This window comes from Polyangium sorediatum (assembly GCF_029946465.1).
Lineage (GTDB): Bacteria > Myxococcota_A > Polyangia > Polyangiales > Polyangiaceae > Polyangium > Polyangium fumosum.
In genome coordinates this window covers 1-2,655 of the sequence record NZ_JARZHI010000161.1, presented here as the reverse complement: position 1 = coordinate 2,655, position 2,655 = coordinate 1, and the positions used below count along the sequence as shown (strand labels likewise).

The 2,655-nt window shown below is 71.0% G+C and carries 3 protein-coding genes and 1 pseudogene; 3 read left to right on the top strand and 1 reads right to left on the bottom strand.

Going from position 1 to position 2,655, the window contains the following annotated elements; translation table 11 throughout:
- Nucleotides 1-198 (bottom strand): annotated as a pseudogene (locus tag QHF89_RS49755) (hypothetical protein); the annotation flags it as partial.
- A gap of 55 nt (nt 199-253) precedes the next feature.
- Here QHF89_RS49755 and QHF89_RS49750 point away from each other — a divergent pair.
- Genes QHF89_RS49750 through QHF89_RS49740 form a run of 3 tightly spaced genes read left to right on the top strand, consistent with a single transcriptional unit; the run spans nt 254 to nt 2,346 of the window.
- Entirely contained in the window at nt 254-379 is a 126-nt protein-coding gene (locus QHF89_RS49750; RefSeq protein ID WP_284722024.1) for a hypothetical protein, read from the top strand.
- 52 nt (nt 380-431) lie between these two features.
- Nucleotides 432-1,628: a glycoside hydrolase family protein gene (locus QHF89_RS49745; protein WP_136972277.1), complete on the top strand. Its 1,197-nt coding sequence runs from the start codon at nt 432-434 to the stop codon at nt 1,626-1,628.
- A 46-nt stretch (nt 1,629-1,674) separates the two neighbouring features.
- The gene (locus QHF89_RS49740; protein ID WP_136972278.1) at nt 1,675-2,346 is read left to right on the top strand and encodes a tRNA-uridine aminocarboxypropyltransferase; all 672 of its coding nucleotides are present in this window, start codon (nt 1,675-1,677) and stop codon (nt 2,344-2,346) included.
- The last annotated feature ends 309 nt before the right edge of the window (nt 2,347-2,655 follow it).

Below are 2,655 nucleotides of genomic sequence, written 5' to 3'. Positions count from 1 at the left end.
GGCGTCGGCGGCGGGCGCCGGGGCGCTCGGCTCCGTGGCGGGGGCCGGCGTGGCCGCCGGGGCGGGCTCCGCGGCGGGGGGCGGGGTCGCCGGCGCCTCCGCGGGCGTCTCGGGGGCGGGCGTCGCGCCGCCGCAAGCGACGGCGAGGCCGACGGTGGCGAAGAGGAGCGAGGTGCAAACGGTCTTGGAGAGATTCATCGTGGGCGCGCCTCTACTACAGCACGCGCGTGCGGGATAGAATCTTGCCGACGAAATGGCCGCGGTGATTCGCGCGCATCCCGACCTCGACGTCGCCGTGCAGAGCCTCCTCGGCCGGGCAAACCATCACGACGCAGCCGACAACATCACGTGCGTGCTCGTTGTGCCCCACCCAGGATGATTTCGCGCCCGGTGCCGTGCCGACAAACAACTTCCGTGTAAAATCGCCCCCGATGGCCAACGCACGCACCCACCTCGGCGACGCCCACAACTTCGGGCGCCGCGTCACGCGGCGCGACGGCCGCATCCTCAAGCCCCGCACGGTCTTCTGGGAGTGGCTCCTGCTCGCGGCAGAGAGCCCGCTCCGGCGCTTCCTCACCGAGACCGCCGAACGGGAGGGGCTCGGCGCCGACCTGTTCGGCTATCTCCCCGATCTGAAGTTCTCCTCCCCCCGAGCGCGGGACGGCGGCGAGGTGGAGGCCGTCACGCTGGAGCCGCTGCCCGCGCCGTCGAGCGCCGCCCAGAAGCGTGAGCTCGCGCGGATCGTGGGCCGCTCGGTCGCGCTGTGGAGCTTCCTCGGCGTCGCCGATCTGCACTGGGAGAACCTCGTGCTCGGCGTCGATGGGCGCGGCCGCGTGGTGTTCACGCCGCTCGACGTCGAGATGATCCTCGCGGACCTCTCGCTCCCGACCGAAACGAAGCTCCTGCCGGACGCCGATCCCGAGGTCGCCGCGATCTGTCGCCACGCCGCCGGCGTTCGTCGCGCCCTGCCCTACCTCGGCAAGCCCATCGACCCGGCGGATCTGGTCGCGATGGCGAGCGCCTACCAGAGCACGCTCGTCTTTCTCGAACGGCACGCGCGCGCGATCGCCGGCGTCTTCGCGGGCCTCCCGGAGCTCGGGGAGATGCCCATCCGGGTGTGCCTGCGCGGGACCGAAGAGTACGTGCGCGCCCGCCCCGCCTCGCTCTGGCCGCCGCTGCTCGACGCGGAGAAGGAGCAGCTCGCCCGCGGCGACATTCCCTACTTCTTCCAGCTCTACGGGCGCCGGGGCATTCACTGGTTCGGCAACCGAGAGCTGACCCGGATCGACGCGCTCCCGCTCGAAGGCGACGTGCCGCAGCCCGATCCGGTCCTCCAGGTCTCGCGCGGCTTCCGCTCGCCCACGCGAACCAAGCTGCGCGAGGACGGGCTCTTCACGTTGCTCGGCGCCTTCGACCACGGCTCCTTCGCCGGCAAACACGAGGCCGACGGGCTCGCCGTCACCTTCAAGAAACGCGCGCTCGTCGTGAACCTGCCCGACGGCGAGGAGCTCGAATCCCGGCGCAACCTGAGCACGTTCGTCGGGAGCGTCTACTCGCCTTGTCGCTGCGGCGAGGTGCTCTCGGTGTTCGTCCCCGAGGTCACCGTCTGCGAAGCCACGGCGCGCTGATCGCAGATCGCGGCCCCCTGCCCCCACGGCGTGGTAACGTCACGCCGTGCTCCCCGCCTGTGACACCTGCCGCCGCCCGACCGTCGCCTGCGTGTGCGACCGTATCGTCTCGTACCCGACAGACCGCCGCGTGTTGATCCTCCAGCACCCGCAAGAGCAGGACGCGCTGCTCGGCTCGGCGCAGATCGTCCTCGCAAGCCTGCCGCGGGCGCAGCTCGTCGTGGGCTTGAGCTGGCGCAACCTCGGGCACGCGCTCGGCGAGGAGGACGTCGACCCGCACAAATGGGCCGTCCTCTTCCCCGACAGCGAGGCGCAAAGCGACGTCACCACGAGGCGCGGCGCGCCCCTCGATCCCCAGGATCTCGAAGGAATCCTCGTCCTCGACGGGACCTGGTCGAAGGCGAAGACCCTGTGGTGGCGCAATCCCTGGCTGAACAAGCTGAACCGCATGAACCTGCGGCCCACCAAACCCTCCATCTACGGCCGGCTGCGCGCCGAGCCGCGGCGCGAGTACGTCTCGACGCTCGAATCCGTCGCAGCCGCCCTCACGCTCTGCGGAGAAAACCCGGAGATCGAGGCAGGCCTCTCGCGTGTCTTTCGCACCCTGATGCAGCGCGTCCGCGACGCGAACCTCGCGCCGGAAGAGCGAAAGCTCCCGCGGCGGACCCGCCCTCCGCGTGGACCCAAGCCGCCACGGCCGAACACACCGACGGAGTGAAGCCGCAGAGCTGGGGCGTTGCCCCAGGCCCCACCAGGGGCTGTCCGCCCCTGGACCCGGACCAGCCAGGGGCTGGACCCAGGCTCGATGAACTGCGCTCCGCGCAGTTCATCGAACAGGCCCGGTGAAGACCAGCAACGGCGTTGCCAACCAAGACAGCCGCGCTGCGGGTTCGGCTGGCGACCTGGGTTCTTCGTCGGCCTGTTTGAAAAACTGCGCGGAGCGCAGTTTTTCAACCCTGGGTCCAGCGCCTCGCTGGTCCGGGGTCGAGGGGGCGGACAGCCCCCCGCGGGGTCCGGGGCAGCGCCC